The sequence below is a fragment of the Sphingomonas canaveralia genome (assembly GCF_047238125.1).
Taxonomy (GTDB): Bacteria; Pseudomonadota; Alphaproteobacteria; order Sphingomonadales; family Sphingomonadaceae; genus JBDFMH01.
In genome coordinates this window covers 2227970-2254491 of sequence record NZ_JBDFMH010000001.1, presented here as the reverse complement: position 1 = coordinate 2254491, position 26522 = coordinate 2227970, and the positions used below count along the sequence as shown (strand labels likewise).

At 68.1% G+C, this 26522-nt stretch carries 32 protein-coding genes; 16 read left to right on the top strand and 16 right to left on the bottom strand.

The genetic code is table 11. The features are described 5' to 3' along the window. Positions 1–80: 80 nt before the first annotated feature. The 4 genes from ABC347_RS11310 (at position 81) to arsB (ending at position 3123) form a co-directional block, all read left to right on the top strand. A complete protein-coding gene (locus tag ABC347_RS11310) occupies positions 81–992 on the top strand; it encodes a hypothetical protein (RefSeq protein ID WP_413245833.1) in 912 nt (303 codons plus the stop codon). Between the two features lie 330 nt (positions 993–1322). Then, positions 1323–1652, top strand: coding sequence for an ArsR/SmtB family transcription factor (locus ABC347_RS11305; RefSeq protein ID WP_413245832.1), 330 nt, complete (start codon positions 1323–1325; stop codon positions 1650–1652). A gap of 11 nt (positions 1653–1663) precedes the next feature. Beyond that, complete coding sequence (gene arsC / locus ABC347_RS11300; RefSeq protein WP_413245831.1) at positions 1664–2092, top strand: arsenate reductase (glutaredoxin); 429 nt, start codon at positions 1664–1666, stop codon at positions 2090–2092. Further along, the gene (arsB, locus tag ABC347_RS11295; RefSeq protein WP_413245830.1) at positions 2092–3123 is read left to right on the top strand and encodes an ACR3 family arsenite efflux transporter; all 1032 of its coding nucleotides are present in this window, start codon (positions 2092–2094) and stop codon (positions 3121–3123) included. Before arsC ends, arsB begins: the two co-directional genes overlap by 1 nt. A gap of 28 nt (positions 3124–3151) precedes the next feature. Here the strand turns inward: arsB and ABC347_RS11290 are convergent, their stop codons facing one another. From ABC347_RS11290 to flgB, 13 genes are all read right to left on the bottom strand, one after another. Then, a complete protein-coding gene (locus ABC347_RS11290) occupies positions 3152–4099 on the bottom strand; it encodes a flagellar motor protein MotB (protein WP_413245829.1) in 948 nt (315 codons plus the stop codon). A 4-nt stretch (positions 4100–4103) separates the two neighbouring features. Then, entirely contained in the window at positions 4104–4967 is an 864-nt protein-coding gene (gene motA / locus ABC347_RS11285; RefSeq protein WP_413245828.1) for a flagellar motor stator protein MotA, read from the bottom strand. A gap of 300 nt (positions 4968–5267) precedes the next feature. Beyond that, positions 5268–6098, bottom strand: a complete 831-nt coding sequence (locus tag ABC347_RS11280; protein ID WP_413245827.1) for a flagellin — start codon at positions 6096–6098, stop codon at positions 5268–5270. An 11-nt stretch (positions 6099–6109) separates the two neighbouring features. Continuing rightward, positions 6110–7456, bottom strand: coding sequence for a flagellar hook-associated protein FlgK (gene flgK, locus ABC347_RS11275; protein WP_413245826.1), 1347 nt, complete (start codon positions 7454–7456; stop codon positions 6110–6112). Then, on the bottom strand, positions 7453–7782 hold the full coding sequence (locus ABC347_RS11270) for a rod-binding protein (protein ID WP_413245825.1): 330 nt from the start codon (positions 7780–7782) through the stop codon (positions 7453–7455). Before ABC347_RS11270 ends, flgK begins: the two co-directional genes overlap by 4 nt. Continuing rightward, complete coding sequence (locus ABC347_RS11265) at positions 7779–8873, bottom strand: flagellar basal body P-ring protein FlgI (protein ID WP_413245824.1); 1095 nt, start codon at positions 8871–8873, stop codon at positions 7779–7781. The genes ABC347_RS11270 and ABC347_RS11265 overlap by 4 nt, the downstream gene beginning before the upstream one ends. Before the next feature lie 10 nt (positions 8874–8883). Then, a complete protein-coding gene (locus ABC347_RS11260; RefSeq protein WP_413245823.1) occupies positions 8884–9552 on the bottom strand; it encodes a flagellar basal body L-ring protein FlgH in 669 nt (222 codons plus the stop codon). A 4-nt stretch (positions 9553–9556) separates the two neighbouring features. Further along, positions 9557–10345: a flagellar basal-body rod protein FlgG gene (gene flgG / locus ABC347_RS11255; protein ID WP_413245822.1), complete on the bottom strand. Its 789-nt coding sequence runs from the start codon at positions 10343–10345 to the stop codon at positions 9557–9559. A gap of 20 nt (positions 10346–10365) precedes the next feature. After that, positions 10366–11112, bottom strand: a complete 747-nt coding sequence (locus tag ABC347_RS11250; RefSeq protein WP_413245821.1) for a flagellar basal body rod protein FlgF — start codon at positions 11110–11112, stop codon at positions 10366–10368. Between the two features lie 26 nt (positions 11113–11138). Then, positions 11139–12419, bottom strand: coding sequence for a flagellar hook protein FlgE (locus ABC347_RS11245; RefSeq protein ID WP_413245820.1), 1281 nt, complete (start codon positions 12417–12419; stop codon positions 11139–11141). Positions 12420–12450: 31 nt separating this feature from the next. Further along, positions 12451–13110 carry a flagellar hook assembly protein FlgD gene (locus ABC347_RS11240; RefSeq protein ID WP_413245819.1) on the bottom strand — a complete coding sequence of 220 codons (660 nt, stop codon included), beginning with the start codon at positions 13108–13110 and terminating at the stop codon, positions 12451–12453. Beyond that, complete coding sequence (gene flgC, locus ABC347_RS11235) at positions 13107–13511, bottom strand: flagellar basal body rod protein FlgC (RefSeq protein ID WP_413245818.1); 405 nt, start codon at positions 13509–13511, stop codon at positions 13107–13109. Before flgC ends, ABC347_RS11240 begins: the two co-directional genes overlap by 4 nt. Before the next feature lie 6 nt (positions 13512–13517). Continuing rightward, complete coding sequence (flgB, locus tag ABC347_RS11230) at positions 13518–13871, bottom strand: flagellar basal body rod protein FlgB (RefSeq protein WP_413245817.1); 354 nt, start codon at positions 13869–13871, stop codon at positions 13518–13520. A gap of 221 nt (positions 13872–14092) precedes the next feature. On the opposite strand from flgB, the gene ABC347_RS11225 reads away from it, so the two are divergent. From ABC347_RS11225 to ABC347_RS11190, 8 genes are all read left to right on the top strand, one after another. Beyond that, complete coding sequence (locus ABC347_RS11225; RefSeq protein ID WP_413245816.1) at positions 14093–14782, top strand: motility protein A; 690 nt, start codon at positions 14093–14095, stop codon at positions 14780–14782. Next, positions 14779–15228: an OmpA/MotB family protein gene (locus tag ABC347_RS11220; protein WP_413245815.1), complete on the top strand. Its 450-nt coding sequence runs from the start codon at positions 14779–14781 to the stop codon at positions 15226–15228. The genes ABC347_RS11225 and ABC347_RS11220 overlap by 4 nt, the downstream gene beginning before the upstream one ends. A 61-nt stretch (positions 15229–15289) precedes the next feature. Next, positions 15290–15787, top strand: a complete 498-nt coding sequence (gene flgA / locus ABC347_RS11215; protein WP_413245814.1) for a flagellar basal body P-ring formation chaperone FlgA — start codon at positions 15290–15292, stop codon at positions 15785–15787. Between the two features lie 70 nt (positions 15788–15857). Next, positions 15858–16139, top strand: a complete 282-nt coding sequence (locus ABC347_RS11210) for a flagellar biosynthesis anti-sigma factor FlgM (RefSeq protein WP_413247040.1) — start codon at positions 15858–15860, stop codon at positions 16137–16139. Beyond that, positions 16136–16468, top strand: a complete 333-nt coding sequence (locus ABC347_RS11205; protein WP_413245813.1) for a hypothetical protein — start codon at positions 16136–16138, stop codon at positions 16466–16468. Before ABC347_RS11210 ends, ABC347_RS11205 begins: the two co-directional genes overlap by 4 nt. 93 nt (positions 16469–16561) lie before the next feature. Then, a complete protein-coding gene (flhA, locus tag ABC347_RS11200; RefSeq protein ID WP_413247039.1) occupies positions 16562–18643 on the top strand; it encodes a flagellar biosynthesis protein FlhA in 2082 nt (693 codons plus the stop codon). Continuing rightward, positions 18643–19389, top strand: coding sequence for a sigma-70 family RNA polymerase sigma factor (locus tag ABC347_RS11195; protein ID WP_413245812.1), 747 nt, complete (start codon positions 18643–18645; stop codon positions 19387–19389). The genes flhA and ABC347_RS11195 overlap by 1 nt, the downstream gene beginning before the upstream one ends. Before the next feature lie 34 nt (positions 19390–19423). Further along, entirely contained in the window at positions 19424–19753 is a 330-nt protein-coding gene (locus ABC347_RS11190) for a DUF1905 domain-containing protein (RefSeq protein ID WP_413245811.1), read from the top strand. Here ABC347_RS11190 and ABC347_RS11185 read toward each other — a convergent pair. The 3 genes from ABC347_RS11185 to ABC347_RS11175 all read right to left on the bottom strand — a co-directional run bounded on the left by ABC347_RS11185 (position 19734) and on the right by ABC347_RS11175 (position 21833). Then, positions 19734–20078: a hypothetical protein gene (locus ABC347_RS11185; protein ID WP_413245810.1), complete on the bottom strand. Its 345-nt coding sequence runs from the start codon at positions 20076–20078 to the stop codon at positions 19734–19736. The genes ABC347_RS11190 and ABC347_RS11185 overlap by 20 nt on opposite strands. Then, positions 20078–20848: a DUF6973 domain-containing protein gene (locus tag ABC347_RS11180; RefSeq protein ID WP_413245809.1), complete on the bottom strand. Its 771-nt coding sequence runs from the start codon at positions 20846–20848 to the stop codon at positions 20078–20080. The genes ABC347_RS11185 and ABC347_RS11180 overlap by 1 nt, the downstream gene beginning before the upstream one ends. A gap of 157 nt (positions 20849–21005) precedes the next feature. Continuing rightward, positions 21006–21833: a flagellin N-terminal helical domain-containing protein gene (locus tag ABC347_RS11175; protein ID WP_413245808.1), complete on the bottom strand. Its 828-nt coding sequence runs from the start codon at positions 21831–21833 to the stop codon at positions 21006–21008. A 229-nt stretch (positions 21834–22062) separates the two neighbouring features. Between ABC347_RS11175 and ABC347_RS11170 the strand changes: the two genes are divergently transcribed. The 4 genes from ABC347_RS11170 to fliG are packed head-to-tail and all read left to right on the top strand — an operon-like array spanning position 22063 to position 26503. Continuing rightward, a complete protein-coding gene (locus tag ABC347_RS11170; protein ID WP_413245807.1) occupies positions 22063–23346 on the top strand; it encodes a sigma-54 interaction domain-containing protein in 1284 nt (427 codons plus the stop codon). Positions 23347–23357: 11 nt separating this feature from the next. Beyond that, positions 23358–23714: a flagellar hook-basal body complex protein FliE gene (fliE, locus tag ABC347_RS11165; protein ID WP_413245806.1), complete on the top strand. Its 357-nt coding sequence runs from the start codon at positions 23358–23360 to the stop codon at positions 23712–23714. A gap of 1 nt (position 23715) precedes the next feature. After that, on the top strand, positions 23716–25491 hold the full coding sequence (fliF, locus tag ABC347_RS11160; RefSeq protein ID WP_413245805.1) for a flagellar basal-body MS-ring/collar protein FliF: 1776 nt from the start codon (positions 23716–23718) through the stop codon (positions 25489–25491). After that, positions 25484–26503: a flagellar motor switch protein FliG gene (gene fliG / locus ABC347_RS11155; protein ID WP_413245804.1), complete on the top strand. Its 1020-nt coding sequence runs from the start codon at positions 25484–25486 to the stop codon at positions 26501–26503. Before fliF ends, fliG begins: the two co-directional genes overlap by 8 nt. Positions 26504–26522: the final 19 nt, after the last annotated feature.

Here is a 26522-nt window from a genome sequence, read left to right as displayed (position 1 = left end):
CGGCGATGCGATCGTGGCTAACCGGCTGTTAAGCAATTCGGCGCATCGGGGAAGATGAACCAGAAGGTGCCGGACCTGAAATGTCGATCCAGTCGGTCAACATCGCCGATCGCAAGGAAGCGGTCACCCGCTCGATCGCGCGCGCGGCCAGCCGGACGGGCGTTGATTTCGGCTATCTGCTGCGCCAGGCGAAAAGCGAGAGCGGCCTGAACCCGACCGCGAAGGCGACGACCTCGTCCGCCTCCGGCCTGTACCAGTTCATCGACCAGAGCTGGTTGGGCGTGTTGAAGCAGCACGGCGCCAAGCATGGCTATGGCTGGGCATCCGACGCGATCGAGCGCAGCGGCAGCCGCTGGACGGTGCGCGATCCCGCGCTGCGCCAGGCGGTGTTCGGGCTGCGCACCGATGCCGATGCGGCATCGCTGATGGCGGGCGAATTCGCCTCCGACAATGCCGATGGCCTGTCCGCCGCGCTGGGCCGCACCGCCAGTTCGGGCGACCTGTACTTCGCGCACTTCCTGGGGCTGGCGGGCGCCAAGCGCTTCCTGAAGGCGGCCGATGCCAACCCGGATGCCAGCGCCGCCGCGCTGTTCCCGCGCGAGGCCGCGGCCAACCGGTCGATCTTCTATACGCGCGATGGCAGCGCCCGGACGCTCGGCCAGGTCTATCGGCTGATGGCGAAGAAGGTGGACGGCCCGGTCGAGGCGGCGCCAGCCTTCTCCCCCGCGATCGTGCCGGCCCGACCGGACGGGACCGACCTGCCGGGCATGCTGATGGCGGACGGCCGCGAACCGCTGACCCGCGAGCCGCCGGGCAAGGCGACCCCCAAGCTCGACGTCGATCTCGCCGGGTTGCTCACCGACGGCAGCGACCAGTCCCCGCTCGCGCTGATGCGCGAGGCCGATGCGCGCCGCCGCGAGCTGAACATCCTGCGCCCATCGCCGAACGAGGCGCGGCTGGCCTATATGATGGTGCTGGGCTCGCTGGGCTAATCACCCGAAAGCAGCGAAAGCAGCGATTGTGCGAGGGTATCGCGCAGGCGAGCCGCCGAGATTGCGGCCGGCACAGGGCGCCCCGTGCCACCGCGCCTGCTAGCGCAGGAGCGGTAGTGCACCGGATATGGGAAAGAACTAGGTTCTCTTTAACCCGCCTGGACGCTGTAGGACAGGGCTGAGTACTCGCGCAGAACAGCCGCGCCCAATTCAATAAGGAGCCTATCGTGGCGACTGCCTGGTTTGTGGGCAAACGATCCGATGATACGAATCCCATCGTGTAATCCCGATGTATCTTGTTAAGCTGGAACGATCGGCTAAACCCGATGCGTGGATAATGAATCGGCAATCTCCGCGCTTTCGGCGCTTGCGCACCCAACGCGGCTTGCCGCCTTCCGGTTGTTGATCCGCCACGAGCCCGGAGGACTGCCGACCGGCACTCTGGTGGACGCCAGCGGCCTCAGCCAGAGCACATTTTCGACGCACCTGGCCGTCATGGCAAAGGCCGGTCTCGTTACCGCAGAGAAGCGCGGGCGACAGCAGATCCAGCGTGCGAACGTCGCGTCGCTGGTGGCGCTGATGACCTTTCTCGTCAGGGACTGCTGCGATGGTCGCGCCGAACTGTGTGAGCCGCTTCTTGCCGAACTCACCTGCTGCTGAACGGAGCCGGCATGGCCACCGACGTCATCATCTATCATAATCCCGAGTGCGGCACGTCGCGCAACGCGCTCGCCATGATCCGTAATGCCGGGATCGAGCCGCACGTCATAGAGTATCTGAAGACCCCGCCGTCCCGGGCGCTGCTGGTGCAGCTGCTCGATCGCGCGCGCATCGCCCCTCGCGCGTTGCTGCGCGCAAAGGGCACGCCCTTCGAGGAGCTTGGCCTCGGTGACGAGACCCTCTCAGACGATGCGCTGATCGATGCGATGATGGCGTATCCGGTGCTGATCAACCGGCCGCTCGTGGTCACCCAGCTGGGCGTCAAGCTGTGCCGGCCCTCGGAGGCGGTGCTGGATCTTCTGCCCGCACCGCAGCACGGCGCCTTCGCCAAAGAAGATGGCGAGCAGGTCATCGATAGTGGCGGCCAGCGGGTGCGCTGATGGGCATTTTCGAGCGCTATCTATCGATATGGGTCGCGTTGTGCATCGTGGCCGGCATCGCGCTGGGGCAGGCGATGCCCGGCCTGTTTGCCGCGATCGCTTCGGCCGAGGTGGCGCGCGTCAACCTCGTGGTCGCCGCGCTGATCTGGCTGATGATCGAGCCGATGCTGCTGAAGATCGATTTCGGCGCGCTCGGCTCGGTTCGTCAGCATTGGAAGGGGGTGGGCGTCACGCTGTTTGTGAATTGGGCGGTCAAGCCGTTCTCGATGGCTGCGCTCGGGACGATCTTTCTTGGCTGGCTGTTCGCGCCCCTGTTGCCGGCAGGCGAAATCCAATCCTACATCGCCGGCCTGATCCTGCTTGCCGCAGCGCCCTGCACGGCGATGGTGTTTGTCTGGTCGAACCTGTGCGGGGGCGAGCCGACCTATACCCTCAGCCAGGTGGCGCTGAACGACCTGCTGATGCTGTTCCTGTTCGCGCCGCTGGTGGCGCTCCTCCTGGGCGTGGCTTCGGTCACAGTGCCGTGGGAAACGCTTGTGCTGTCGGTCGGGCTTTACATCGTGATGCCGGTGATCCTTGCCCAAATGCTGCGTCGGGCGCTGCTGGCATCAGGAGGACAGCCCGCGCTCGACCACCTGCTCGCCAGACTAGGGCCAGCGTCGCTGGTTGCGCTGTTGGCAACGCTGATTCTGCTGTTCGGCTTTCAAGGCGAGCGGATCATGGCGCAACCCTTGGTGATCGCGCTGATCGCCGTGCCGATCCTGATCCAGGTCTATCTGAACGCCGGCATTGCCTACTGGCTGTCGCGCCGGCTCGGCGTGGCTTGGTGTGTCGCGGCGCCGGCGGCGCTGATCGGGGCCTCGAACTTCTTCGAACTGGCTGTCGCGGCGGCGATCTCGCTTTTCGGGCTCAAGTCGGGCGCGGCGCTTGCCACCGTCGTCGGGGTGCTGGTCGAAGTACCGGTGATGCTGTCCGTGGTCGCGATCGTGAAGCGCAGCCGCGGCTGGTATGAAGGGGCACCCGCATCGTGAATCTTGGGCGTTCAGGTGCGGTTCCCGATCAGCTCCGCCCTGGCCGGCCCTCTTCATCGCGCGCTGCCTGCGCCTCGGCTGCATCGCCGGCCGGGTCGATCGCCTTGCTCCAGGCGAGGGTGATCGACATGCGGCGATTGCGGGGGTCGTAGCGGTCGGCGGGGACATAGGGTTCGCGGTCGGCGACGCCTTCGATCCGCGAGAAGCGGCGGCCGCCGACGCCGGAATCGGCCAGCACTTTGCGAGTCGCCTCGGCCCGCGCGCTGGACAGCGTCCAGTTGTTCACGGTGCGGCCGGCGGCATAGGGCAGCGCATCGGTATGACCGGTCACGATCACGTCGTTGCTGGCTTCACGGACCACGATGGCGACGGTGCGCAGCAGATCGCGCGCCTCGGGCAGGATGCGATCGGTGCCGAGCGCAAACATCGAGAAATCGGCCTGTTCGACCAGATCGATCCGCAGGCCATCGCGTGTTTCCAGGAAGCGCACCGATTTCTTCAGCCGTTCCAGCCGCTTGTCGGATGCGATCTTCTGCTCGATCGCCTTGCGCATGGCCTTGAACCGGGTGCGATCGCGGTTGCGGCGCGTTTCGGCACCTTCCTTGGGACCACCGGTGGCATCGCGCGGGATGGTCAGCGATTTGGTGCCGGTCTCGCCCTTGCGATGCGGGTAATTGTCCTTCGCGGTGATCGAATCGCCGCCGAACGGGCCGTTGGCGCCGGCCGATTTCTGACGCATCTCGACCAGGGTTGGCGTGAAATAATCGGCGATGCCCTTGCGCTGCTTTTCGGTGGTGGCGCCCAGGATCCAGAGCAGCAGGAAAAACGCCATCATCGCCGTCACGAAATCGGCATAGGCCACCTTCCAGGCGCCACCATGGTGGCCGCCATGCCCTTCGGCGATGATCTTCTTGATGATGATCGGGCGGACTTCGGGCTCGTTGCGCCCGCGCCCCTTGGCCGCAGCGGTCGCCATCGGATCAGCGACCGCGCATGCCGTCGAACACGTCGGCAAAGGCCGGCTGGTAGCCGTGGCTGATGCCCGAGCGCGCGGCTTCGATCACCAGCGGCAGCGGGTGGCCGTGCAGCGACGCGACGATGATCTGCTTGACGACATGATAGATGGCGGCGTCGCTTTCGATCACCTGGCGGGCGCGGTTGGCGAACGGGCCGACGATGCCGTAGGCCAGCAGCACGCCCAGGAAGGTGCCGACCAGCGCCGAGCCGATCATGCCGCCCAGGATGGTCGGCGGCTTGTCGATCGAGCCCATCGTCTTGACCACGCCCAGCACGGCCGCGACGATGCCCAGCGCGGGCAGCGCATCGGCCATGTTCTGCAGCATATCCGCCGGGCGGATGGCATCGTGGTGATGGGTCTTCAGGCTGTTGTCCATGACATCCTCGACCGCCATCGGATCGAGCGTGCCCGACGAGACGACCACCAGCCGCAACGTATCGGCGATCAGGTGGATCAGCGTCGGATCCTTGAGCAGCTTGGGATATTCGGCGAAGATCGCAGACGCCTTCGGATCCTCGATATGCGGCTCCAGGGCGACCGGGCCTTCCGAGCGCAGCTTCTTCATCAGCGTGCTGACGAGGAAGATGACGTCGAGATAATCCTTCTTGTTGTAGCGCGGGCCCTTGAAGACCTTGGCGACGCCGCCGCCGAGCTGCTTGAGCTCCTTCATCGAATTGCCGGCCAGCGTGGCGCCGAGCGCGGCGCCGCCGATGATCAGCATCTCGTGCGGCACGGCATGCAGCACGGGGCCGAGATCGCCCCCGGTGATGACGAAGCCGCCGAAGACCATGGCGAGGAGGACGACGAGGCCGATTGCTGCGAACATTGCTTTGTCGACGCTCCACTACTGGCCCCGGATGGGGCGCCCCACATCATTAACGGCCGATTCGCCGTGACCTTTACGAAGGTCGGCGACGGGCGCGTGCGCGATCGCCGTCTGGATATGGTGGATAGAGCGATAAGCTTACCAACCGGTTCGCGCGGGCGAATTTGGACCGGCAATCGTGGCCGATCTGCAGGCGGATCCCCGAAAACACGTCATCCCGGCGGACGCCGGGATCCGGGGCCACAAGCGCTGCCGCCTGCCGCTCTGGATCCCGGCGTTGGCCAGGATGACGGAAGAAGATCAGCCGAGGATATCGAACAGCGTCTGCGCGGAGATCCGGGCGAAGGTGGTCTGCGAGGCCTGCAGCGTGAGCAGCGTCTGCTGGATATAGGCGACGGTCTCGGCCAGGTCGGTGCCCTCGATCGCGCCGCGCTCCACCTTGGCGTCGATCGTGGCGGCGGCGTGGCGTTCGAGCGCTGCATCGAATCGCGCGGCGCGCAGCCCCTGTTCGGAACGGACCGCGGTCAGCGTGTCGCCGGCTTGGGCCAACCGATCGAGCGCGGTGCCGGTGGCAGCTTGACGGGTCACGCCATCCTCGATCTCCAGCGCGTCCGCAGCGGCGGCGATCTGCACTTCGAGATCGCCGAACGCGGCATCGCGGGAGACGGTGGCGGGCAGCGCGAGGCCGCTTCCGATCGGCAGCTTCAGCGGCTCGTCGGCAGGGAACAGCGGCCGGCCATTGGCATCGGTGGTGCGCGCCTGCGAAGCGATATCCTCGGCGATGCCGCGCAACTCGGCCGCCATGATCGCGCGATCGGCAGCCGAATAGGTGCCCGAGCGGCCCTGGATGATCAGCTCGCGCGCACGATCAACCTGGGTCGACACGCCTTCCAGCACGGTATCGACACGGCCGGCGACGCCCGCGCCGACTTCGAGATTGCGGGTCCATTGGGCGAGATCGGCCTGGTCGCGGCGGATCTGCGAGACGCGCGCCGAACCGGTGGGATCGTCGGACGGCTTCCCGATCCTGAGCCCGCTGGAAACCTGCGCCTGCGCGCGCGAAATCTCTGCGCTCAGCTTGGACTGGCGATTGACCTCGGCGGTCATGCGGGCGTGGGTGGAACCGATCATCGGCCTTGTCCTCAGAACAGCTGCAGGATGGACTGGAGCGTCTCGCGCGCGACCTGGATGACGCGCGCCGACCCGTCATAGGCCTGCTGGAAACGGATGAGCTCTGCCGCCTCGCGGTCGAGGTCGACGCCGGAGATCTCGTCGCGCGCGGCGGCGGACGAATCGCGGCGCGCGCCGGCGGCGCTGGCTTCGGCGCGGGTGGCGGCGACCATCTGGGCATGGCCCGAAATGATGCTGGCGACGCGGGCTTCGGCGCCGTTGCTGCCGCGCAGATCGGTCAGCGCCAGTGCGTTGCCGTTCTCGGCATCGGCCGATGCGGCGGCGACATCGCCGATCGCCATGGTGGCGAGCGTGAGCGAGGCCGCGCCGCCCGCGATCGAGAGCAGCGGGGTGCCGGCAGTGCCGGCGGGCGTGGTGCCGTTGGCCTGCCACTGGTTGAGCTGGGTGGCAAAGGCTTCGGCCGCGCTGTCGAGCTGGCGGCGACGCCCGCTGACGGCGGATGCGCTTTCGACCAGGCCGGCCAGCGTGCCCCCGGTCGGCTGGACGACTTCATCCTGGCCCGCGCGCGAAGCCGACAGCGCGATCCGGCCATCGGTCGCGACTGCGAGGCCGACCAGCGCCGGGCCGTTTGGGCCGAGCAGCTGGGTTGAGCTGCCGGCGACGCCGACGGTGACCGCGCCGCGGGCATCGAAGCTGGTGGTAATGCCGATCGCTTCGGCGAGGCCATCGACCATGCGGTCGCGCTCGTCCATCAGCTGCGCCTGCGCGGTCGAGCCCGGCGCTGCGCGGCGCAACGCATTGTTGATCTTGTCGAGCCCGGCGAGCGCGGAATTGACCTGATCGACCAGACCGCCGGCTTCGGTAGCGATGCCGTCGCTGACCCGGCCAAGCCCCTCGGCGGCGCTGCGGATCGCGGTGGCGGCATCGTCGATCGAGGAGAGGAAGCGTTCGCGCGGCAGGTTGCCGCCCGGATCGGTCGCCAGCGCGCTGCCGGCGGCGAACACCCCGGACAGTTTGGCGGCAATGCCGTCGTCGCCATCGGGCAGCGCGCCTTCGGCCTGTTCCAGCCAGCGCAGCCGCAATTCGGCGCGCGCCGCATCGGCCGCGGTCAGCCGGCTGTCGGCGACGCGAAACGCATCGGTGCCGCGCACAAGCCCGGTCGCGCGGACCCCGCCGCCGGCAGCCACGCCGTTGCGGTAGAAGGGGTTGGTGGAGGTGGCGGCAGTCGACTGCGCGGTTGCGATGTCGCGGCGGACATAGCCCTTGGTGTCGGCATTGACGACATTCTCGCCGATCACGCCGAGCGCGCTGCGATAGGTGCTGACGCCCGATGCGCCGATGCCGAGCAGGTCGCTCACTGGGCTTCTCCTTCAGCCTTGGCCGTGGGCGCCACGGCCTCCGGCGGCAGCGTCGCGCCGAACTGGCGCTCAAGCAGCTGGGCGATGCCGAAGCCGCCCTTTTCCACCATCTGGTCCGCCATTCGTGCGTCCTGCATGTCGCGAAACTGGTTGGCGGCATCGCTGCCGAACAGATCATCGCCAAGGTTCGCCTGGCGCATCGATCCGATCATCTGACGCAGGAAGATCGCCTCGAACTGGCGGGCGGCCTGCTTCAGATCGGCGCGCGTCGGCTGGGCGGTCAGGCCGGTGCCGGTGGCGGGCGTGGCGACGATTGGCTGGGTCACAGGACGATCAACTCCGCCTTCATGGCACCCGCCTGCTTCAAGGCCTCCAGGATCGCGACCAGATCGGCAGGCGTCGCGCCGATCGCGTTCACTGCTTTGACGATATCGGCCAGGTTCGCAGTCTCCTGGACTTCGAACATCGGGTTGCGGGTTTCGGTGACAGTGATGTTGCTCTGCGGGGTCACCGCGGTCTGGCCCTGGCTGAACGGGCGCGGCTGCGAGACCTGCGGCTGTTCATCGACCTGCACGGTCAGCTTGCCATGGGTGACGGCGGCCGGCTTGATGCGGACAGCGCCGTTGATCACGATCGTGCCGGTGCGTGCGTTGACGATCACCTTGGCGGATGCCGCAGCGGGATCGACCGGAAGATTTTCGATCATGCTCATCAGCATCGCGCGCGATTCCGCGCCCGGCGGCGCCTCGATCACGACGGAGACCGCATCGGTGGCGCGCGCGCGGGTAGTGGGCGCGTTCATCAGGATGGCGGCGGCGATGCGCTGCGCGGTGGTGAGATCGGCCTCCTGCAGGTTGAAGGTCACGAACGGGGTGTCGGCAAAGCCGGCATCGACCGCGCGCTCGACCGTGGCCCCGCCGGGAATGCGCCCGGCGGACGGCACGTTGACGATCACCTTGGTGCCGCTGGCGCCATCCGCGCCCAGCCCGCCGACGGCGAGCGAGCCTTGGGCCATCGCGTAGATCTGGTTGTCGGCGCCCTTAAGCGGCGCCATCAACAGCGTGCCGCCGCGCAACGACTTGGCCTTGCCCAGTGCGGAAACAGTGATATCCAGGCGCTGGCCGGGCTTGGCGAACGCCGGCAATTCGGCGGTGATCATCACCGCCGCCGCGTTCTTCAGCGCCGGATTGATGCCGGGCGGCAGCGACAGGCCGAAACGTTCGGCGACGCCCTTCATGCCTTGCGTCGAATATTCCAGGCTGTCGTCACCGGTGCCGGCCAGGCCGACCACGATGCCGTAGCCGGTCAGCTGGTTGGCGCGGACGCCTTCGAACGTGCCGAGATCCTTGATGCGCTCGGCCGATGCCGGCGTGGGCAGCAGCGCGATGGCGAGCAGGGCGGTGAGGAAGCGGAACATTGGCTGATCCTCAGAACGGGCTGATGACGTTGAAGAAGCGCTGCAGCCAGCCCTGCTTGCTGGCGCGCGCGACTTCACCGGTGCCGGTATAGGTGATGCGGGCATCGGCGACGCGGGTGGAGGCGACGCGATTGTCTGCCGCGATATCGACCGCGCGCACCAGCCCCGCGAAGCGGATCTGTTCATCGCCACGGTTTAACCGCACCATCTTTTCGCCCTTCACCAGCATCGTCCCGTTCGGATAGACCTGCGCCACCGTCACCGTGATCTCGCCTTGCAGCGTGTTCGACTGGGTGGCTTGCCCCCTGCCGGTAAACGACGAGTTACCGCCGGCATTAATGTCGCTGCTCGAAAAGAAGCCGAGCGGGCCGGTGACGGGCGGGCTGAGCCCGATCTCGCCTTCACGACCCGATGTCTGGGTGGCGGATTTCACCGCCAGCGTGCGTTCGACCAGCGCGATCGTGAGGATATCGCCGACCATCGCGGCGCGCGCGCCGGACGTAAGCGGCGCATAGCCGTTGGCGGCCTGGAAGATGGCACCGTTCGCGCGCACCGGCGGCGGGGTGGGTTCCGCCAGCGTGGGCGCGAACTCGGACGGACCCTTCTTCTTGAGGAAGGGCAGGGCGTGCACGGGCGACGCGACCAGCGCGGCGGCAGCGAGAAGGGCCAGGACGCGCATCGGATCAGAACTGCTGGTTGACATATTGCAGCATCTCGTCGGTCGCCGAGATCATCTTGGAATTCACTTCATAGGCGCGCTGGGTCTCGATCATGTCGACCAGTTCTTCCACGATGTTGACGTTGGAGCCTTCGAGGCTGCCCTGGCGCAGCGCGCCGCGGCCCTCGGTGCCGGCCTCGCCGACCTGGGGGGCTCCCGATGCGGCGGTCTCGCCCAACAGATTATTGCCCAGCGCCTCCAGCCCTGCCGGATTGACGAAGCGGGCCAGTTCGATCTTGCCGAGCTGGGTCGGTTCGGCCTCTCCTTGCAGCGTGGCGGAGACGGTGCCGTCGGTGCCGATCGTGATCTTCTGCGCGCCTTCTGGAACGGTGATCTCGGGGATCAGCGGCATGCCGTCGGTCGTCACGATCTTGCCTTCGGCAGTCATGCTGAAATCGCCGGCGCGGGTATAGGCGGTCTTGCCGTCGGGCGTCTGCACCTGGAAATAACCGCCGCCCTCGATCGCCATGTCGAGCGCGTTGCCGGTAGTCTGCAGCGTGCCCTGGGTATCGATCCGCGCGGTGCCCGCCACCTGCACGCCCGAGCCGAGCGTGGTGCCGGTGGCATAGCGGTTTTCGCCCGCGGACGGGGCCCCCGGCGCGGTCATCGCCTGATAGGCGAGCGTCTCGAAATTGGCGCGGTCGCGCTTGAAGCCGGTGGTGTTCACGTTCGCGAGGTTGTTCGCGATCACGCGCATCCGGGCGGACTGCGCATCGAGCCCGGTGCGGGCGACGTGGAGGGCTGCACTGGTCATGGTCTGCTACTCCGTGGAGATCAGTTGTCGAGCCGCATCAGCTCGGTGGCGGAAACGTCGATCTCGCGCGCCTGCGAGAGCAGCTTGACCTGCGTCTCCCAGGCCCGGCTCGCCTCGATCATCTCGACCAGCGCCTGGCTCGTATTCACGTTCGATTGTTCCAGGCTGCCGCTGCGCAGCCGCGCTTCTGGGTCGGCCGGCAGCGCGCCGCCGCCGTTCACGCGGAACAGCCCGTCGAGGCCCTTGTCGACCTTCGATCCGGCCGGCGAGACGAGTTTCAGCCGATCGACCTGGACAAGCTCGGCATCCGGATCGCCGCCCAGCGGGGTGATGCGGATCGCGCCGTCATTGGCGATGTCGATGCGATCGGCCGGCGGGATCGTGATCGGGCCGTTCTCGCCGATCACCGGCGTGCCATCGCCATTGACGAGCAGGCCGGTGTCGGTCGTCGCCAGATCGCCGCGGCGGGTATAGGCTTCCTCGCCGTCGTCGGCCTGTACTGTCAGCAGGGCATCGCGTTCGAGCGCGACGTCCAGTGGCTTGCCGGTGGCGTTGATGGTGCCGCCGGCCATGTCGGCCGATTTCACTTCCTCGGATGCCTGGACGCGGGCGTTCAGCCCCGAACCGCGCAGCCACAGCGCCTGCTGCGCCGCCATGTCGGCACGGAAGCCCGGCGTATTGGCGTTGGCGAGGTTGTTCGCCGTCGCGGTCTGCCGCGCCATCGCGCCGCGCATCGCGGACAAGGAGCTGTAGCTGAAGCGATCCATGGATTATCTCCGCGCCTTGCCCTGCATCAGTTCTGCAGGTTGACCGCGATCTGGGTCATCTGGTTGGCGGTATCGATCGCCTTGGCATTGGCCTGGAAGTTGCGCTGCGCCTGGATCAGCGCGACCAGTTCCTCGGTGATATCGACATTCGCCTGCTCGAGCGCGCCGGACTGAACGTTGCCGAGACCATTCTCGCCGGGCGTGCCGATCACGGCCTCGCCCGAATCCCCGGTGATGCCCCAGCGCGTGTCGCCCAGCTGGCGTAGCCCGTTGGGATTGGCGAAGTTGGCGATCGCCAGCTTGCCCAGCGCCTGAGTATCGCCGTTCGAGAAGGTGGCGGTGACCAGACCGTCGGTGCCGACCGAGATATTGTCGAGCTCGCCGGCGGCATAGCCGTCCTGGGTGAAGGCCTTCAGCGTGAACGGCGATGCCTGCTGCTTGGTCTGCGTGCCGAAATCGACCGTCAGCGCGAGCGGTGCCGCGGCACCCGCCGGGGTGATTGGATCGAAGGTGGTGCTGCTGGGCGAGGTCAGGTTACCGGCGGCGTCGAACTGCAGCGGCACCGCGCCGGAGCCGAGCTGGGTGCCGCCCACGAAGATGCGGGCATCCCAGCTGCTGCTGCTGGACGTGGCATCCGGCGCCGTTGTGCGGGTGTAGTAGATGGTTGCGGGCAGCGACTTGCCGGTCGTGTCGTAAACTGTGGTCGCGGTCGAATAATTATAGCTGTTCGGATCGAAGCGATCGAACTCGTAGGGATTGGTCGAGCCGTAGACCGGGTTCGCGCGGGGTAGCGTGGCATCGGCCGGCAGCGTGACCGCCAGATCGATCCGCCCGGTCGCGCGCGCCTCGCCAGAGGTCTGCGGCACCTGTAGGTTGCGGGTGGCGGTCAGCCCCATGGCCGTGATGTTGCCCGAGGTATCGACCGGCAGCACCTGGAGATAATTGCCGCTCGTGTCAGTCACGTAGCGCTGCTTGTCGAGTCCAAATGCGCCGTTGCGCGAGAAGGAGATCGAACCGCCGTCGACGTCGCTCTTGGTGACGAAGAAGCCCTGGCCCGAGAGCGCCATGTCGAGCGTGCGGTCCGAGGTCTGGAAGCCGCCCTGGGTGAACTGCTGGGCGATCGTCTTCAGGCGCGTGCCCTGGCCGGCGATGTTGCCCGACTGGAGCGGCGCGGCCGAGAAGATGTCGCCGAATTCGGCGCGGCTCTTCTTGAAGCCGATCGAGCCGACGTTGGCGACGTTGTTCGACGTCACCGACAGGTCGGTCTGGGCGGCCTTGAGACCGGAGAGCGAGGTGTAGAAGGACATTGAAGCTTACTCCTGCTGGAAAGGGGTGGCGTCAGCCGAGCCGCTGGGCATCGGCCGGCGCGAACGTGCCGATCGGGGTGACGAGCCGGGCGGAAGCACCGCCGGCGGGGGACTGGACGCCGGTGACCGCCGCCCAGGTGGCAACGGTGGGGGTGACCGCAGCGCCGGCGGCATCCTTGGCCGAAGTGACGACGCGCAACGGACCGGCGACCTGGGATCCGTCGGCGGCCTTGCCGTCCCAGCGGAACGCCAGGCTGCCCGCGGGCTGCGCGCCGAGCGCTTCGCTGTGGACGACGACGCCATTGGCATCGACCAGGCTGAGCGACACGTCGCTGGCCGCGGCCGGCAGCGTGAGTTCGCCCGCGAAGCCGCCATCGGCATCCGCCATTGTGATATCCGAAGGCACCAGCGCGGCGCGGCCGATCCAGCTGGCGGCATCGCCGACCCGCGAATCCGCGACGCTGGCTGCGATCGCCTTCAGGCTCGCGTTCATCTCGGCGATGCCAGCGACGCTTGAGAACTGCGCCATCTGCGCGACCATCTGGGTGTTGTCGACCGGATCGAACGGATCCTGAGTCTTCAACTGGGTGGTCATCAGCTTCAGGAACGCGGCCTGATCCAGCCCTTCATTCTTCGTGACCGAAGTCGCCGGCAGGGCCAGCGCATCGCTGCTATTGGAGACGGTCGTCATTTGCCGAGCCTCAGCGTATCCAGAGTGAGCGTCTTTGCGGTCTGCATGACCTGCACGTTGTTCTGATACTGGCGCGCGGTCTCCAGCATCTCGATCATCTCGGCGGCGCTATCGACCCCGGCCAGCCAGACATCGCCATTCTTGTCGGCCATCGGATGGTTTGGATCGTGGCGCTTGGTCGGCTCGATCGGGGCCGCGACGACCTGATCGACCTTGACGGTGGCGTTGCCGGCGCCATCGGCGACCGACGAAAAGATCGGCTTCAGCGCGCGGAACGCGCCTTCCTTGCTGGACGCGACCGACCCGGCATTGGCCAGGTTCGACGCGGTCGTGTTGAGCCGCACCAGCTGGGCGGACATTGCGCGACCCGCGATATCGAAGGCGGACATGGGAGCGGCCATGATCGCTTACTCCCCGCGCAATGCCTGCATCACCGTGGCGATGCGGCCTTCGAGGAAGGAGAGGGTGGTGCGATACTGCACCGCATTCTCCGCGAACTTGGTCTGTTCGGTCGAAAGCTCGACCGTGTTGCCGTCGAGCGACGTCTCGTTCGGGATGCGATATCCGGTCGCGCCTTCGACCGCGCTGTCGGTGGACAGTCCCTTCGTGGCCGCATCCAGCGCCTTGGTGAAATCGAGGTCCTTCGCCTTGTAGTTCGGCGTGGCCGCATTCGCGATGTTGGACGCGAGCAGGCCGAGCCGCTGGCTGCGGATCGCAAGCGCCGCGCCATGTACCCCGAACAGCTGTTCTCCGATCGCCATCGATCGTCTCCCGCTTAAACACCCGGCCTCGCGGCCGTTTCATCAGGCAGACGGCACACCGGTCGTCGGCCTGCCCATCGCTTCCCGAACACCGATGCAACCGCCGTGCCAATTCACGGAAATTGCCCCGGATCGGCGAAAACCCGGGGCCGGGAGCTTTTGCCGGCAAGATCTTGCCGGGCGGCCGGCAGATCGTTGCCGGCCGGAATTGGGGGACGCGCATGACCGATATCGCCGATGTGGCGCGCTTCCTGGATCCGCTCGCGCTGGCGATCGTCTGCGGCGGCAGCCTGGCAATCGCCGCGATCCGATCGACGACAGCCGATATCGGCCGTGCCTTTGTCGCGCTGAAGGCGATGCTGACCGCCAAGCCCGATCTCGATGCAATCGTCGCGGCTGCAGCGGTGCGCCGGATCGAGGCGGTGGCTGGCATCAAGACGATCGCCTGCGCGGATCGGATCGACACGGCGGGCCGCTTCCTGAAGCAGGCTGCGGTCCACCTCTCGGACGCGCGCACTGCAGACGAATTCGTGGCGTGGGGCGATGGCGAGATCGCCGCGCGCCGCGCCCGACACGAAGGCGCGATCGGCTTCTGGCGCACGATCGCCGATACGGCACCCGCAATGGGAATGATCGGCACGATCACCGGTCTCGTCCAGATGTTCGCGGCGATGGAGGATCCCGGCACGATCGGCCCGGCGATGGCGCTGGCGATGCTGACCACGCTCTATGGCGTGGTCGTGGGCGGTGCGCTGGCCGGGCCGATCGCGGCGCGGCTGGAACGGCTGTCGACGCTGGAGCTGGGCTGGCAGCAGGCCGCGATCGACCGGCTCGCCACGCTCGCCCATGCCGAACTCGATCCGCTTCAGGCCTTCCAGACCCGCGGCCAGCGGCTGAAGGCAGTGCCATGACCGGCCACGCGACGCCGCGCTGGATCCTAAGCTTCGCCGATCTCTGCCTCGTCCTCCTCGGCTTCTTCGTGACGCTCTATGCCACCGGCGCCGATCCCGCGCGGGTCAGCGCAAGCCTGCGCGATTCGTTCGGGGAGGAAGCCGAAGGCGCGTCGCAAAGTTTCGCGGCGGCGCAACTGTTCGAACCGGGGGAGGCGGTGCTGCGGCCCAAGGCGCGCGCGGTGCTGGCAGCGGCCGGCAAGCGGGCGGGCAAGGGCCGGGTCAGCCTCGTCAGCCGGGGCACGACACCCGGATCGGCGCGGCTGGACGGCTGGGAACTGGCCGCCGCCCGCACCGGCGCCGTCGCGCGCGCGTTGCGCAGCGGTGGCCTGTCGGAAGACCGGATCGGCATCATCCTGGCGCCCGGCACCGATCCCCAGACGATCGACCTGATGACGATCCGCTGACCGGCAGGCGGATGGCCCGCTTCTTGCTGTGTGCGGTGCGACAGTCATTCGGAGACATGTGATGATCCGCCTTTCGGCCCCCGCCCTGCTGCTTGCCGCCGTTCCGGCCGCGGCCACGCCGTTCCAAGATCTCGATGCGATCGAGGTGCAGGTGACGGCGGCGCTGGGCGCAGGCATCGGCGAACCCGGCGGCCCGGCAGCACCGATCGACCGCCGGCTGAAACTTGCCGCCTGTCCGCAGCCGCTGAGCGTCGAGCCGCCGGCAATGGGCGCAGTGGCAGTGCGGTGCGCGGCGATCGGCTGGCGGATCCGCGTGCCGCTGGTCCGGCAGGAAGTTGCCGCCCCGGCAGAAATCGTCCGGCAGGTGCCGGTCGTGCGGCGCGGCGAGCAGGTCGAGATCACGGCGCGCGCGCGCGGATTTTCGGTCAGCACCCAGGGCACGGCCCAGGCCGATGGCGCCCCCGGAGAGCGTATCCGTGTGAAAACAGACGGAAAAACCCCGATCATCCTGGCCGAGGTGGTTGGCCCCGGCGAAGTGCGCGTCGCAGCGCTTAATTGATTGCGCGCTTTGCCGTTATCGGGTGTGACATGCCAAAGGGTTGGCATCCGATAGCGTGAGGGACTTGGCCATGGTTGATGGTCTGAAACCGGTAGCAACGAGCGCGATCGACGCGCGGATGGCAGTGCGCGGGACCTCTCCGGTCAGCCGCACAGGTGCCATTTCGCAGGCGGCGGCGGCCGGCAAGGTGCCGAACCCGGCGGCGGATCTCGCCGCATGGGGACCGATCGTGGATCATGCCCGGATCGAAGGGCTGAAGGATGCGATCGCCAACGGCAGCTACAAGGCCGAGCCCGGCGCGATCGCCAAGGCGATGATCGCCGCAGATCTGCCGCCCGGGCCCAAGGCATGAGCCGGGCGCTCGCAGAGCGCCTGATCGAAGACGAGGCCGCGTTGATCGTCGCTCTGGACGGCGATGCCGCCCCTGCGATCGACGCCGCTTCCCACCGCCTTGCCGAAACCATGCGCATCGTGGCCGCCGCCGGCGGCTGGCGCGAGACCCCCGAACTTGCCGATACGCTGAAGCGCGCGCTGGCGCTGGCCGAGGCGGCTGCCGCGCGGATCAACTTTCTTTCGCACCAGGCCCGCCGCCGCCTGGATCAGGCGCTGGCCGCCCGCGGCGGTGCGCCGCAGCTGCAGCCCGCGATCGCCTATGGCGCGCGGGGTTATCGCGGACGCTGATCCGCTCCCGTTTTTGGCACGCTAATTGCTGTGATCGAGCCGAACCTCGTTCGGAGACGGTACAGCGTGGCGACGACAGCCTTGAAGAAGACGATGTGGGCGGATGCGGCGCGCGGCGCCGTGCTGCCGGTCGCGACGCTCGCGCTGGTCGGCCTGATGGTGATCCCGGTGCCGTCCGCGCTGCTGGATGTCGGCTTCATCTTCAACATCATGATCAGCCTGGCGGTGCTGATGGTGGCACTCAACGCCGCCAAACCGCTCGATTTCTCGGCCTTCCCCACGGTGCTGTTGTTCGCGACGCTGCTGCGGCTGGCGCTCAATGTCGCGTCCACGCGCGTCGTGCTGGTCGATGGCCATGAAGGGCCCGATGCCGCCGGCCATGTGATCGAGGCGTTCGGCAATTTCCTGATCGGCGGCGACTATGCGGTCGGCCTGTTCGTGTTCGCGATCCTGATGATCATCAACCTGGTCGTGATCACCAAGGGTGCCGGCCGCGTGTCAGAAGTGTCGGCCCGGTTCACGCTGGATGCGCTGCCGGGCAAGCAGATGGCGATCGACGCCGATCTGAATGCCGGCCTGTTGACCCCGGACGAAGCGAAGGCCCGGCGGCAGGAGGTGGCGACCGAGGCCGATTTCTACGGATCGATGGATGGTGCGTCGAAATTCGTGAAGGGTGATGCCGTCGCCGGCGTGCTGATCCTGATCGTGAACATCCTGGGCGGGCTGGTGCTGGGCGTGGTTAGCCACAACCTGTCGATCGGCGAGGCCGCGCAGACCTACATCATCCTGGCGATCGGCGATGCGCTGGTGGCGCAGGTGCCGGCGCTGCTGCTGTCGATCGCGGCGGCAGCAATCGTGACCCGCGTTTCCTCCCCGCTCGACCTGTCGCACCAGATCAGCGGCCAGTTCGCCTCGTCGCGCGCCTGGACGCCGGTGGCCGGCATCCTGGGCGTGCTGGCGCTGGTGCCGGGCATGCCTTTCCTGGTGATCGCGCCTGCCGCTGCGCTGTCCGGCTATGTCGCCTGGCGACTGCGCGCTTCCGCCAAGGTGGTCGCCGACACGCCCGATGTGATCGAGACCGCGACCGCGCCGCCCGCGCAGATCGGCTGGGACGAGGTTTCGGACGGCGCCGCGATCAGCCTCGAGCTCGGCTATGCGCTGATTGGGCTGGTCGACGAGCGCAAGGGATCGCCGCTGATGGCGCGCATCACCGGCATTCGCCGTCAGCTGAGCCGCGAACTCGGCTTCGTGGTGCCGCTGGTGCGCGTGCGCGACAATCTTGCCCTGGCGCCGAACCAGTACCGGATCGCGGTCGGTGGCGTCGTGCTCGGCGAGGACGAGGTATGGCCGGAAGATCTGCTGGCGCTGGACAGCGGCGAAATCCTGATGCCGATCGAGGGCCGCCCCGCCAAGGATCCAAGCTTCGGGCTCGACGCGCTGTGGATTCCGGCCGATCGCCGCTCCGAAGCCGTGATCGCGGGCTATACCGTGGTGGATCCGGCGACGGTGGTCGCCACTCACCTGAACCATCTGATCACCGAGAATGCGCACGACCTGTTCGGTCTCGACGAAGCGCAGAAACTGCTCGACGCCCTCAAGGACATCGCGCCGCAATTGGCCGCGGGCCTGGTGCCGCAGCCGCTGTCGCTGGCGGGGCTGGCCGCGCTGTGCCGGTCGCTGCTGGCAGAGCGCGTGTCGCTCAAGGATTTCCGCCGGATCGCGGAAGCGATCATCGATGCCGCCCGCGAGGAGCCGGATGCCGCCCGCCTGGTTGAAGGTGTGCGCGAGCGGATCGGCGCGATCATCGTGCAGGGCCTGGTGCCGGTGAAGGAGACGCTGCCGGTGATCACGCTCGACGCCGGGCTCGAAGGGCTGCTGGCGCAGGCGATCCGCACCGGGCCGGGCGCCCAGCACCCGTTCGAGCCCGCGCTGGCGCAGCGCATCGTGGCTGCCGTGACGGGCGCGGCCCAGCCGCTGATGGGCGAAGCGCGGCGTTTCGCGCTGGTGACCTCGCCGCTGGCGCGCCGCGCGCTCGCCCGTCTGCTGAAGCCGCACCTGCCGGAGATGCCGGTAATGTCCTTCCTCGAGATCCCCGACGGCAAGCCGGTCGAGGTGGTCGCCGTCGTCGGCGGCGCCGCATCGCCCGCGCTGGCCCGCGAACCGGAATATCAGTGATGCCAGATGGACCCCAGCCAATGTTCACCGAGGTTTCCGCGGACACCTATGGCCGCACCCCCACCCGCAAGCCCGAACAGGCGCGTCTGGCGGAAGCGCATATGGGCCTGGTCCGCAAGATCGCCTGGCATGTCCACGGCCGGGTCTCGTCCGCGATCGAGATCGAGGACCTGATCCAGATCGGCATGGTCGCCCTGGTGCAGGCGGCGGCCAGTTACGAGGATCGCGGCCACGCCTTTGCCACCTATGCCACGATGCGGATCCGCGGCGCCATGATCGATCATCTCCGCCGCCATGCGACGATAGCGCGCGGCGCGATGGAGCGACGCCGCACCATTCAGGCGGCACGCAAGGCGCTGGAGGCGCGGCTCGGCCGGCCCGCCAGCGAAGCCGAGCTGGCCGCCGAGATGGGGCTGGCGCCCGCCGTCTTCCGCCAGATGATCGACGAGACGGAGGCGGTCCGCCAGGAATCGCTCGACGAAGTCTATTCGGACCAGTCGATGTGGTTCGCCGACGTGGCCGAAGCGCCCGAAGAACGGCTGGATCGCGATGCGCTGCAGGGCAATCTCGCGGCCGCGATCGCGACGCTGCCCGAGCGCGAGGCGATGGTGCTGCAGCTCTATTTCGTCGAGGAGCTGAACCTGGAGGAGATCGGGCAGGTGCTGAGCGTGACCAATGCGCGCGTCTGCCAGATCAAGAAGTCCGCGCTCGACAAGCTGCGTGCGATGCTGAAGGATCGCGACTGACCGGCCCAGCCGGGTTCAACCGACGGGCCCGGACTTGGACGACGCGATCCGCTTCGATGCCGTGGTGATCGAATGGCGGGGGCCATCGCCCTTCCACTTTGCCGCCATACCCGAAGCCCTGGTCGGCGAGGTGCGCCATGCAGCCCGCGAGGCGAGCTACGGCTGGGGGGCGGTGCCGGTCGAGGCAGAGGCGGGTGGCCAGTCCTTCGCCACATCTCTTTTCCCGCGCGATGGTGGCTACCTATTGCCGTTGAAGGATCATGTGCGGCGAACGCTTGGAATCGTGGTCGGCGATCGTGTCGCAGTGACGTTGCGCGTGCGGTCGCGCCGAGGCAGCGGGGCGTTCAGCCCCGCCGCACCGTAGCCGCCTTGACGCGGCCGGCCGGGTCATAATCGACCCGGTAGTTCTCGAACGTCGGCCCGGTGGCGCTGCGGCCGAGATACCAGATATCAGCTTCCGGCCCGTGCGAATCCGGATCGCCGAGCAGCGCGCGCACCTGATCGCGGCTGGCGCCGGGCACGATGCCGGCCTCGTCGAGATCGCTGACCATCGCGCCGCGCCGGTTCTCACCGTCATAATTGCCGCGCTCGGCCGCCCAGGCCGCCTTGTCGAACGCCATTCCCGTTCCTCCGCATGCCGCCAGGCCGACCAGCAGCGCCGCGAGGATCGCAGTCGCGCGGCCGGCCATCATGATCCGTTGGCGCTGGCATCGCCCTTCGGCGTGCCGATCACCCCATCGGCCGGGCGGGGATCCGCCATGCCATGATCGCCGCGCGCCACCTGATCGCTGGGCGCGAGATGGCCGCCGGGGGCCACCACCACCAGCTGGCCGTCGTTCAGCGCCTGCTGCACGAGATCGGCCAGCTCGTCGGGCGAGGCATCGGGATTGTCGATCGCGATCTGCCGGCCGACTTCATTGTTATAAAGGTCCATCGCTTCCCTGACCGCGCCGTTGCCGGGCAGCCCTTCATGCGCGGTCGCGAATTGCGCCGTCCATTCCGGTCCGAACTCGGCAGTCATACGCGCGTTCCAGTATGCGTGGCGGAAGGCATCGGTGTGGCCGTCATTCTTGGCATAGCTGCGCGCGGCGAGATCGCGCTCGGCCGGCGGCAGCGCATCGATCTGGCGCTGCGCGTGCGCGGGAATGTCACCGGGCGGCGGCACGCGCGATTCCGATACCGAAAAGGCCTGGTCGGCAATGTCCTTGAATTCCTTCAGGCCCAGGAAACCGCGGTCGCGGGTGAGGTTGTCAAGCAACCGGCCCTCGGTCGCGGTGATGGTGCGGCTGCCGCCCAGCCCGCCGAGCGGGATCAGCCCGAACAGGCTGGGGCTCCATTCGATCACCCTGTCGTCGGCGACCTGATAGTCGCGCTCGATCCGTGCGGGATCGGGGGCGGGCGGGGCGGGGGGAACATAGCCGACGCGAGTGCTGCCGCCGGCGTCGATGGGTGCGAGCATGGCTGATCTCCTCAGCCGCCCTTGTCGATCAGGCCGCGCGGCAGGACCATAGCCGATCCGATTAGGACGATGCCGCGCACGCGGCGCACGCGAAAACCCCCGACGCGGAAGGCCGCGCCGGGGGCTGTCGAATACGCTACTCTTACTGAAGTGGCGCTTAGCGCAGCAGGCTCAGCACGCCCTGCTGGCTCTGGTTGGCCTGGGCCAGCATCGCGGTCGAAGCCTGGCTCAGGATCTGCGACTTGGCGAGCGCAGTGGTCTCGGCCGAGAAGTCGGTGTCCTCGATGCGGCTGCGCGCATCGCTCAGGCTGGTCGCGTTCGAGGTCTGCACGTTGACGGCCGATTCCAGGCGGCTCTGCGCGGCACCGAGGCTGGCGCGCTGCGTGTTCAGCGCCTTCAGCGCATCATCGACCAGCGTCAGGTTGGCGTTGCTCGAGTCGGTGGTCACGTCGATGGCGATGGCGGCGGTGATATCGGCATCGCCGAGCACGTCACCCAGATCGAGATCGACCGTGTCGTCGATCGAAGCGCCGACCTGGATGGTGACGACACCGGCGGTGCCGGCCGACGCATCGAACAGCGCGACGTTGTTGAACTTGGTGTTGGTCAGCACGTCGGTCACCTGGCTGGTCAGCTCGGTGATTTCGGCCTGGATGTTGACCATGTCGTCGGTGCCATAGGTGCCGCTGGCGGCCTGAACCGACAGTTCGCGGACGCGCTGGAACATGTTGTTGACTTCCGACAGCGCGCCTTCGGCGGTCTGCGCCATCGAGATGCCGTCATTGGCGTTGCGGATGCCCTGGTTCATGCCGCGGATCTGCGAGGTCATCGACGAGGCGATGGCGAGGCCGGCGGCGTCGTCCTTCGCGGAATTGATGCGCTTGCCGGTCGACAGGCGCTCCATCGCGGTTGCCAGGCCCATGTCGGCCATGCGCGAAGCGTTCTGGGCGCGCAGCGCCGACGAATTGGAGTTGATCACGGTCATCGAAAATTCCTTTCCCGCTCAGTTTGCTGGCCGGCCCGGCGAGAAGGAGCCGGCAGCCACGAACCGGGTAACGACCGGTCGGCGCGGCGCTTAAGCCCGGAATGTCGACCCCGGCCGGCGGGCAGGTTCGCTTTACAGGCCGTTAACCAATTCAGCCGTAAATCGGATTCAACGGAACACGGGCGCAAGCGCGCGTATCCCGCGGAAGATCAGTCAGGGGAATTCGGGAATGTTCGTTGGCCTGAGCGAAGCTGCCGCCGTCGCGCATCCCACGCTGTGCGCCTGGCTGGCCGGGGCCGGACTGCCCGCCGGCCGGATCGACCCGACGGGAGTTTCCGGCCGCGACAGCCGCCGTCTGCTCGACATCGCCGAAGCCGGACTCGCCCAGCACGGCGACATCCTGGTCGAACGCGCCGACGGTGCCGCCAGCCTGACGGCCGGGCGCCCGGGCCGGCCAGCTCTGCTGCGCTACGATTTCGCCGACATGCCGTTCGCGCATGCCCTGGCTGCCGAGCTCGTTCGCCCTCGGCATCGCCCGGCCTGCGGCGAGCCCGAGAGCGCCACCTTCCTGCGGCTGGCGGAGCGGATCGCTGCGTCCGATGCGACCGCGTTGATCCTGGGCGAGACTGGCACTGGCAAGGAAGGACTCGCGCGCTTCCTCCACGCCGGGTCCGCCCGCGCCGACAAGCCGTTCGTGGCCGTCAACTGCGCGGCGCTGCCGGAAACGATGCTGGAAGCGATGCTGTTCGGCCACCAGAAGGGCAGCTTCACCGGTGCCGGCGCGGCGGGCGAGGGGCTGTTCCGCGCCGCCGAGGGTGGTACGCTGTTCCTGGACGAAGTCGCCGAACTGCCGATCGCGCTGCAGGCCAAGCTGCTGCGCGCGATCCAGGAACGCGAAGTGCTGCCGGTGGGCGCCACCCGCGCGGTACCGGTCGATATCCGCATCGTCGCGGCGGCCAACAAGGATCTTGCCGGCGAAGTCGCCGCCGGGCGCTTCCGCGCCGATCTATACTGGCGGCTCAACGTGATGCCGCTGACGCTGAAGCCGCTGCGCGAGCGCCGCCAGGACGTGCGCGCGATCACCGCCGCGCTGCTGCTGCGCCACCTGCCGGCGGGTCAGGCCCTGCCATGGCCGACCGCCGCGGCGCTGGACAAGCTGATGGCGCACGACTGGCCGGGCAATGTCCGCGAGCTGGAGAATGTCATTCAGCGCGCGCTGCTGCTGCGCGAAGGCGATCGCATCGAGGCCGGGGATCTGGCGATCGACGGCCCTGCGATTGCGCCCGTGCGCCAGCCGCAGTTGCAGGCCGATACGATCGAGATCGCGACCCCGGTGGCGACGCTGGCCACCGGCCCGGCGCGGCTGGCCGAAGTGACTCGTGCGCTGCAGGCGCAGGCGATCCGCGAGGCGCTGGTCGCCACCGGCGGCAGCCGAATCCGCGCTGCCCAGCGGCTGGGCATCAGCGAACGCACGCTGCGCTATCGGCTCGCCGACATGCGCGAAGCCGCCTGAGGGACTGAGCGATGACCCGGATCGACACATCCAGCCTGATGGCGATGCGCAGTGCCATCCTGCAGAAGAACGAAGCGCTGCAGAAGGCCGCCGGCACCCCCGGCGCCGCCCCCGGCATCGCGCCCGCCGGCAGCCCGCAGGCGGGCCCGGCCGATTTCACGAGCACGCTGAAGGGCGCGCTCGATCAGGTGAACGCGCTGCAGGCCGATGCGTCGGCCAAGTCGGTCGCGTTCGAGCGCGGCGAGATCACTGACATCGCGCAGGTGATGCTGTCGCGCGAGCAGGCGTCGGTCGGCTTCCAGGCGACGCTGCAGGTCAGGAACAAGCTGCTGGCCGCCTACAAGGATATCATGAGCATGCCGGTCTGACATGAGCGAGATCATTGCCTCTCCGGGCGGAACCGCCCTCGCCACGACCGGGCCGCGGCTTGCCGCCGGCCCCGGCATGGGATCGCTGCTGGAACGCGCCCGTGGCGTGATGGCGCAGCCCGCCGTCGCCAAGAGCCTGCCGGCCGCGATGCTGGTGGGTGTGCTGGGGGCGGCCGCGCTGGCGTGGGCGACGCTCGCCAGCCCGCCGCAGCGCGACCTGTTCTCCGGCCTGGACGATGGCGACAAGGCCGCGATGGTCGATACGCTGAAGGGCGCAGGGATCGATTACGAGATCGACAGCGGCACCGGTGCGCTCTCGGTTGGCGAAGACGATTTCCATCAGGCGCGGATGCTGCTGGCGCAGGCCGGCCTGCCCAAGGGCGCGCCGAGCGCGTCCAGCATGCTCGATTCGATGCCGATGGGCGCCAGCCGCGCGGTGGAAGGCGAGCGGCTGCGCGGCGCATCCGAGATGGATCTGGCGCGCACGATCGAGACGATCGATTCGGTTGAAAGCGCCCGCGTGCATCTGGCGGTGGAACAGCCCAGCGTGTTCCTGCGCGATCGGTCCGCACCGGCGGCGTCGGTGATGCTGAAGCTGCGCGGCGGACGCACCCTTTCCGAAACCCAGACCCGCGCGATCGCGCAGCTCGTCGCCGCATCGGTGCCGGGTATGAATGCCGACAATGTCTCGATCGTCGACCAATCTGGCCGGTTGCTGTCGTCCGGCGGCGGCGATCCCGCGGCGCAGGCCGCCAGCCGCCAGGTCGAGCTGCAGCAGCAGATCGAGCAGCGCTACCAGGAAGCCGTGACCAAGCTGCTGACCCCGCTGGTCGGCGCGGGCAACTTCACCGCGGAAGTGCACGCCGATCTGGATTTCACCGAGACCCAGGCGACGCGCGAGAGCTTCCCGAAGGATACCGCGGTCGTCCGCGCCGAACAGGGCGGCTGGGCGAAGGAATTGCCGGGCCAGGCCGCGATGGGCATTCCGGGCTATCTGTCGAACAGCGCGCCGGGCGCCTCCACGGTCACCGCCAACAACCCCGCCGCACCGCCGGCGACGCCGCCGGCCGGCGCCCCGGGGGCGGCCCCCGCCACCGCGGCTGCGGCCGGCACGGCCGGTACGGCCACGCCTGGCACCGTGCCGGCGGATCGCACCTCCGAAACCTTCAACCGCACGTTCGAGCTTGGCCGCGAAGTCTCCGTCACGCGCAACCCGGTCGGCACCGTGCGGCGGCTGTCGGTGGCCGTCGCGCTGAAGAACCCCGACGGCAAGCCGCGTGGCAAGGCCGAGATCGCCGCGCTGGAGGCACTGGTGAAGGGCGCGGTCGGCTTCGATCAGCAGCGTGGCGATCTGATCGCCGTTTCCGCCCGCGCTTTCGCGACCGAGATGGTCGAGGAGACTCCGTGGTACGAGGCTTCCTGGGTCGGCATGGTGGCGCGCAACCTGTCCGCGCTGCTGGTTGCCGCGCTGATCGTGTTCGGGGTGGCGCGCCCGCTGCTGGGCAAGGCCAAGGCCGCCAAGGCCGAGAAGGCCGCCGTCACCACTGCCCAGCGCCAGCAGATCGGGCAGGAGATGGCCGCCGCAGTGGCCGCGAGCCCGATCTCCAACGATGGCGCGCCGATGGTGACGCTCGACATGATCGAGGGCGCACACAGCTATGAGGCGCGTGCCCAGCTGATCCGCAATTTCGTCCGCCAGGACCCGGCCCGCGCCGCGCTCGTCGTGCGCGATCTGATCCGGTCCGACATGAAGACCAGTGAGGACCAGAATGGCTGACGTCGCCACCGCCACCGCTCCCGTGCCGCAGGGCGGCGAAGCGGCCGCGATCCTGCTGATGCTGCTCGAGGAAGCCGAGGCCGCCGAAGTGCTGTCGCGGCTCGATCCGGACGAGGTGCAGCAGCTGGGCGGCGCGATGTTCGGCGTCACCGACGTGTCCGAGCGCCAGGTGAACGGCGTGCTGGACCTGTTCCTGTCCCGCGCCCGCGAACGCACCACGATCGGCTTCAACGGCGATGCCCAAATCCGCGGCGTCATGGAACGCGCGCTGGGTGCGGAGCGTGCCGAAGGCGTGCTCGCCCGGATTACGCCGGCCACCCGTATTTCCACGCTCGACTCGCTCAAGTGGATGGATCCGCAGGCGATCGCGGCGCTGATCGAGCATGAACATGCGCAGGTGGCGGCGCTTGTGCTGGCGCATCTCGATCCGCCGATCGCGGCCGATGTGCTGCAACTGCTGGATCCGGATCTGCAGGGTGACATCGTCTACCGGATCGCGACGCTCGGGCCGGTTCCGGCCGAGGCGCTGGAGGATCTCGAGCGGATCCTGCTGCGCCAGGTGGCGCGCAAGACATCGGGCGCGGTTTCCAGTCGCGGCGGCGCGGCCGAGGCAGCGAAGATCATCAACAACACGCGTACCGGCACCGACCAGCGCATCCTGCGCACGCTGGGCAAGATGGACAAGGCGCTCGCCCGCTCGGTCGAGGAGGAGATGTTCGTCTTCGACAATCTGATGGAGCTGGACGAGAAGAGCCTGGGCGCGTTGCTGCGCACGGTGGACAACGAAGTGCTGATCGTGGCGCTGAAGGGCGCCGACGAACGGCTGCGCAACCGGATGTTCGGCTGCATGTCGAGCCGTGCCGCTTCCTCGATCCAGGACGAGATGAACGATCGCGGGCCGATGCGCCTGGCCGAGGTGCAGGACGCCCAGCGCGAGATCCTGGCGACCGCGCGCCGCCTGGCCGAAGCCGGCACGATCATGCTGGGCGGCAAGGGCGACGATTATGTTTGAGCCGCGACGGATCGAGCCG